This window comes from Afipia birgiae 34632 (assembly GCF_000308295.2).
GTDB classification, from domain to species: domain Bacteria; phylum Pseudomonadota; class Alphaproteobacteria; order Rhizobiales; family Xanthobacteraceae; genus Afipia; species Afipia birgiae.
In genome coordinates this window covers 1-5680 of the sequence record NZ_HG326655.1, presented here as the reverse complement: position 1 = coordinate 5680, position 5680 = coordinate 1, and the positions used below count along the sequence as shown (strand labels likewise).

Below are 5680 nucleotides of genomic sequence, written 5' to 3'. Positions count from 1 at the left end.
AATCCGGGCTGCCCCCCGAACGGCTCGAACTGGAGATCACGGAATCGCTATTCCTGCAAAACAAGGAGAGTCACGGCATCGTCATTCAGCAGCTAAAGAATATCGGCGTCACGATCGTCCTCGACGATTTTGGAACAGGCTATGCGTCGCTCAGCTACCTGACGATGTTTCCGTTCGACAAGATCAAGATTGACAAGTCATTCACGCAAGGACTGTCAAGCCGCGTCGATTGCGCCGCCGTAGTGGCATCGGTGCTGTCGCTCGCACGCGACCTCGATATAGCGGTGACAGCTGAGGGCGTCGAGACGAAGCAGCAGTTCGAGTTGTTGCGCGCAGCTGGTGTCAATCAGGTTCAGGGCTATCTGTTCGGCCGACCGAGCCCCATTGCGGACCTCGATTTTCCTTCGCTGGAACGGATCGCACAAGCAGACGAGGCCGCATGATTCGTCATCTCTTAGATTCTTCAAAGGCATCGACCTCCCAATCAGCGAGCGCGTCGTCGTGAACGCGCACCACAATCTTATCGGTGAACTGGAGGAGGTGATCGCCGGGAATGATATAGGTCAGCGCGCCAGGATTCTGCGGCGTGTGACCGATCTGTTCGTGTTGTCGTCTGGCCGATTGTCCAGCGCACAAATGGCCCTGTTTGACGATGTCATGAGCCGGCTCGTCGATGAAATCGATATCGCCGCGCGAGCGACCTTCGGAGGAGTTCTGGCGGCGATTTCCGAGGCCCCGCATGGGGTCGTCCAGCGGCTGGCGCTGGACGACGCGATCAGCGTGGCCGGCCCCATTCTTTCACGGTCCGAACGTGTCGGCGATATGACTCTTCTTGACGGAGCTAGAACCAAGAGCCAGGCGCATCTCCTCGCCATTTCGCGGCGCAAGGTGCTCGCAGAACCCGTTACCGATATCCTCCTGGCACGAGGAAACAAGGATGTGGTATTGAGCACCGCGAAAAATTCCGGCGCTGCGTTCTCTCAGTACGGCTATTCCACTCTGGTTCAGCGGTCGGCAACCGATGACGAACTGGCGGCGTGTACCTGGTCGCGCCCGGATATTCCAAGGCAGCATTTGCTGCAATTGTTCGCCGAAGCTTCGGAGACAGTGAAACTCGAGCTCACCAAGAAAGACCCTCGCAAGGCTGCGCTCATCGCGGAAACCGTTGCTCTGGCTTCCGGTCGGGTTCAGACGCAGGCGCGAGAGACGTCCACGCAATACGCCCTGGCGCACGCCCGCGTCCTGTCGTTATATGACGCAGGTGAACTCAGCGAAGCGAGACTGACTGAATTCGCGCATGGTGAAATGTTTGACGAGACAGTCGTTGCGCTGTCACTTGTTTGCGACTTCCCGGTCAGTTTGGTCGAACATGCGTTCGTTCACGAGCGGTCCGAGCAGATCATCGTGCTCGCCAGGGCTAACGAGATGTCGTGGGACACGACAAAGGCGATCCTGAAACTACAGGCCAGGACGCGTGACTCGAAACAGCAATCTGAGCGATCCTTTGAGACCTTCATGCGGTTGAAGGTGGACACTGCTAAGAAGGCGGTCGGATTTTACCGTTTGCGAGAGCGGGCGAAGACGCCACGGCTCCCAGCCGCAGAGCGCGCCGGTCGCTCATTAATAATCCAGTGAGCCAATACGGCTCAATTCCGGAAGATTGAGTACCTGCAAAACACCTCCGGAAAATTCGATGAGGCCGCGATCGCGGAAAAGGCTGATAACCCGGCTGACGTGAACTGGCGTGAGACCGACGGCATCTGCGATGTGTTGCTGGCGTAGCGGCAAACGATACCGCTGATCGCGGATTACGCTACGTGTAGAAATTCGTTGTATCAGATGCAAAAATAAGTAGGCAATGCGCTCTTCGGCAGATCGCTGGCCTAGGGCAATCATCAACCCGTCCGCGTTATACGCTTCGGCGGCAGAGGATTTCGCGAGCGCTGCCGTCATGCGAGGATTGTCGGCCCACCTTGCCTTAATTTCAGCGCGTCCAAACCCGCTTAGTCGAGCTTCAGTCAATGTCTGGGCGGAGAAATGGAGCCGCTCCTCGAATACCGCGACAGTAGAAAAAAGATCACCGGGCAGCAGGAAATTTAGTATTTGCCGGCGGCCGTTGGGCACTTGGAAAAACCGGAAAGCCAGCCATCGCAAAGTATGAATAAATTCTCGGAGGCGTGGTTTCGCGTCAGAATCTGTTCGCCTGCGCGAGCCGCCCGGAAGTGCTGCCAGGCTGGTTGTGGATGGGACCGCGTCGTTTTCTTCGCGGATTCGGCCCCAGTCTTGCTGCCCTTTGCCGTCCAATGCGTTGCGGCGAAATGAACTTGCCCTTCTCTTGACGTGCCACCATTATGGTGGCATATGTTTGGGTATGGAAAAGCGGAAGCCGACGTACGATCTCGCCGCAATCAAGGCTGCGATCGGGTCGGTGAAAACGCTGTCCATCACCTCGTCGGCTCTGCGCGACGCGGTGGGCCTCGGATTTGACCGTAGCGGCATCGCCAATGTCATCCAGACCATCGAGCGGCAAATGTTTTACAAGTCGATGACGACGCACGCCGACCACCGAGTTTGGCAAGACGTGTACCATGTGCCCGTCGAGAATGGACAGACAGTGTATGTGAAGTTTCAAGCGAACGTCGTGACCGAGTTCACAGTCATGTCGTTCAAGGAGAAATAGCCATGGCAACGAAGGTGGGAATTCTTCCGAAGACGATGCCATCGCCCGAGACGGGCGAGACCCTGACCCTTGGCGTGCGACCGTTCAAGGTCACATATAAGGGACGAAGTATCACCGTGGATCTGCCGGGATATTACCCGAGAGGCCGTGGCGACGGTGTGCATGTTGGAAACGACATGAGCGTCGTTGACCGCGCGCTGCGCATGCTGAAGGAAAAGGTGGATGGCATTCCAGCGCCGGAGACGATACGCAAGGTCCGGACCAAGCTACGTCTGTCCCAACGGCGAGCTGGTGCTGTGTTCCGGGTCGGGCCGAGTGCGTTCGACAAGTATGAGCGAGGCTTGATCGAACCGAGCGGTCCGACTGTTCAGTTGATCACGATTCTCGATCGCCACCCCGAACTCGTCAAAGAGCTTGAGGAAGTCTGACGGGCCAGCTTGTTCGATCCGCCGTCAAGTTTCTTCCACTCTGTGGACCGACGGGGTCTAGGTAAGATGGAGAACTAGGCTCGAGCCAGATCTCTAGCCGCCAACGAGGAAAAAGCACCCGTAGCATCTATTTCGGCTTACGCCTCTGACACGCCACGCGATTCGGTTTTTCACGCGGATAAGACCGAAAACCTGCCCGCGAGGCGGCAGCTGTTTGACAAACTATCCTGCTGAAGGCGAGGCATCCGGACGCATCTGCGCAAGCTTGAAAACGTTCTCACGGTAGTTGCTCGAACGCTTCGTCGCTCATTTCCAACGGATCCTGCGGGAAGGCGCTAACGTCATCGCCCGTGCCGATGGGCTGGCGAAATTGTCTGCGGACATGAAAGCCGGTGGGAAAGAAATTCATACGATTCAAGCCGATTTGTCCCGGCCGGAACAGACGTGCGGCTCGGGCGCGCCGCCGCCTGCGGCTGTGTGCGGCAATGGCGTGATGGACCGCGTGCTGCATCCGGTCGAACCGCTGACGATCCGTCTTTCGCTCGTGGGACGATTCTAGATTCCGCTACGGCGCGAGTGATCGGACCGCTCGCGCCGCCGCTTTCCGCAAGGCATGGTGCGTTTCAAACGAAACGCATATTTCGTAGTTGAAACGCCGAACACGAGAAAGTGCCGCATATACTTTTGACAGCATGTACGAATAATGCAGATGCTGTCGCATCTCTTCGTTGGCGATGGAAGACGGTGCGAAAATGAGCGACGGCGCATATGCGAGCCGCATGCGGCACGAGACATTTTTCACACACGCGACTGACAGGCTGCGCATCGACCTGAGCGCGCCGACGAAGGTCGTCGTCTTTCATGGCCATGCGGGAGCGCTGCGACACAGCGCGGGCCGTAAGGCGAACGGCGATAAAGCCGCGCTATCTCTCCCGTCTGGTCGATGAACACCAGCCGGTGGATGTCGATCTCAGGCTGACATGCCTTCCACGCCGCGCGTTCAGCGGCCACGTCCGGCCGATTCTGCTCGCTGGCGTGCGATGTTTCATAAGAGAATGGCAATTTCGGCTGATGGCTTCACCTGCCGGTAAATCGCGGCTTGCGCTTTTCCGAAAATGCTTTCATGCCTTCCAGAAAATCCGAACTACGGATATACGCTTCAAAGGTGGTGATCTCGCTGCGCAGCGCGGCGTCCAATGGCTGCTCGAGACCGTCGGCAACAAGCTCCTTGACCCAAGCTAACCCAGGCGGACTAAGTCCCGCCATTTGCTGCGCCAGTGCGGAGACCGTGGCCTGCAAATCCAGAGGCAGGCACCACTTCATTGACCAGCCCCCACCGCATTAACTGATCCGCAGGCGCGAGTTCGCCGGTCAAGAGAAGGTGCTTGGCGATGTTGACGGGTAGCTTGCGCGGAAGCCGCACTGAACTGCCCGAGCCCGGCAGGACACCATATTTAAGATGCCCATCGCCGATGAGGGCTGTGTCCGCTGCGATCACCATGTCGCAGCATAAACTCCAAGCCGCCCGCGATGGCAACGCCATTCACCGCGGCAATGACGGGCTTCGGCATGCGTTCGATCCGCAGGAAAAGATCCACCGATCGGCGCAATTGCTGGGCAAACTCGCGGTACTCCCCGCCCTCCAGGCGTTTGAGAAACCCCTTGAGATCGTCGACGCTCAACCGAGCCATCGCCATGTTTGGCAAACCACGAAGCCTCAGGGTCGACAATGGCAGTCAATTTACGTCGAGATAGTTCGACCTATGGGCGTATGCAAATGGCGTCATTCTGGATTTTAGCCGTCCAGGTAAACCCACCGATAACGCCTTCATCGAGAGCTTCAGCGAGGCGGTTATCTACCGTGAACGGATGGCCTTGGCACCCAACGTGATTATCGTTGACGTTTCCCGGGCGGATGCGTCCTCGAGGGCCGTTGAAAACAGCGTAACGTCGGCGAGGTAGGTCCCGATTCAGTATCAGCTTCAGTTCGATGGCGCTGACCTCGAGCCGTGCTGGGCGCGTATCGACGAAGCCGGCCATACCGATCTCGTCGCGACCTGCCGGGATCGGCCTCCAGCCAAGTTGGATTTTCGCACCGCATTCTGTGCAGCAACGGACAGTTCGGCAAGGTCGCCGTCTGGTTCGCGTTCTCCATGCTTGGAGTTCAAACGCTCTAAATCGATGCCCGAATACCTAAGCTGATGATTCCAACATCTAGTTAGGATCCGGAATAATTGGCTCGAAATTTCCCCTTCGAAGCGCGCCACTCAGTACCCATCTGCGAACTCCGATTGGCTCCGTTCCGGTAGGCAAAGACCGCTATTTCGAGCACGTTTGGCTGCTTCCGTTTTATTGAGGGACAAGACAGATCCAGGCTGCGGAATGGCGAACGGATGAAGGTGCCCGCAACAACGATGGCACAACCATTGCAGTCGCTATAGGGTGCGCGCTATTTCCTCGAAGTGTACGGTTAGGCGATGATTCGCCAGTAACTATCCCGGACCGATAGATGCAAGTTGACGTCCTTTTCCCAACTACACAGCGCGATGTTCGCCTCGATTTGTTCCGGGGA

At 57.4% G+C, this 5680-nt stretch carries 8 protein-coding genes and 2 pseudogenes; 6 read left to right on the top strand and 4 right to left on the bottom strand.

Going from position 1 to position 5680, the window contains the following annotated elements:
- Window positions 1-443: EAL domain-containing protein (locus BN32_RS27175; RefSeq protein WP_162161334.1), on the top strand; the 443-nt coding region annotated here is incomplete at its 5' end.
- Window positions 444-447: 4 nt separating this feature from the next.
- Here BN32_RS27175 and BN32_RS27170 read toward each other — a convergent pair.
- Window positions 448-741, bottom strand: a complete 294-nt coding sequence (locus BN32_RS27170; protein WP_162161333.1) for a hypothetical protein — start codon at window positions 739-741, stop codon at window positions 448-450.
- Between the two features lie 39 nt (window positions 742-780).
- Here BN32_RS27170 and BN32_RS23025 point away from each other — a divergent pair, with 39 nt between their 5' ends.
- On the top strand, window positions 781-1635 hold the full coding sequence (locus tag BN32_RS23025) for a DUF2336 domain-containing protein (RefSeq protein ID WP_162161332.1): 855 nt from the start codon (window positions 781-783) through the stop codon (window positions 1633-1635).
- Here BN32_RS23025 and BN32_RS23020 read toward each other — a convergent pair.
- Entirely contained in the window at window positions 1621-2304 is a 684-nt protein-coding gene (locus BN32_RS23020) for a Crp/Fnr family transcriptional regulator (protein ID WP_152343750.1), read from the bottom strand. The two genes, BN32_RS23025 and BN32_RS23020, sit on opposite strands and share 15 nt — an antisense overlap.
- A gap of 67 nt (window positions 2305-2371) precedes the next feature.
- Between BN32_RS23020 and BN32_RS23015 the strand changes: the two genes are divergently transcribed.
- The 3 genes from BN32_RS23015 to BN32_RS23005 all read left to right on the top strand — a co-directional run bounded on the left by BN32_RS23015 (window position 2372) and on the right by BN32_RS23005 (window position 3667).
- Window positions 2372-2680 (top strand): type II toxin-antitoxin system MqsR family toxin, encoded by a 309-nt coding sequence (locus BN32_RS23015; RefSeq protein WP_019200116.1) that lies wholly within the window; start codon window positions 2372-2374, stop codon window positions 2678-2680.
- A 2-nt stretch (window positions 2681-2682) separates the two neighbouring features.
- Window positions 2683-3108, top strand: a complete 426-nt coding sequence (locus BN32_RS23010; protein ID WP_019200117.1) for a type II toxin-antitoxin system MqsA family antitoxin — start codon at window positions 2683-2685, stop codon at window positions 3106-3108.
- A gap of 286 nt (window positions 3109-3394) precedes the next feature.
- Window positions 3395-3667: a hypothetical protein gene (locus BN32_RS23005; RefSeq protein ID WP_019200118.1), complete on the top strand. Its 273-nt coding sequence runs from the start codon at window positions 3395-3397 to the stop codon at window positions 3665-3667.
- Window positions 3668-4185: 518 nt separating this feature from the next.
- Here BN32_RS23005 and BN32_RS25735 read toward each other — a convergent pair.
- Both BN32_RS25735 and BN32_RS28295 read right to left on the bottom strand, forming a co-directional pair.
- Window positions 4186-4431: an enoyl-CoA hydratase/isomerase family protein gene (locus tag BN32_RS25735; RefSeq protein WP_051488585.1), complete on the bottom strand. Its 246-nt coding sequence runs from the start codon at window positions 4429-4431 to the stop codon at window positions 4186-4188.
- Window positions 4361-4799: pseudogene (locus BN32_RS28295) on the bottom strand (enoyl-CoA hydratase/isomerase family protein). The gene BN32_RS25735 and the pseudogene BN32_RS28295 overlap by 71 nt, the downstream one beginning before the upstream one ends.
- 16 nt (window positions 4800-4815) lie before the next feature.
- Here BN32_RS28295 and BN32_RS27035 point away from each other — a divergent pair.
- Window positions 4816-4953: pseudogene (locus tag BN32_RS27035) on the top strand (IS3 family transposase); the annotation flags it as partial.
- Between the last annotated feature and the right edge of the window lie 727 nt (window positions 4954-5680).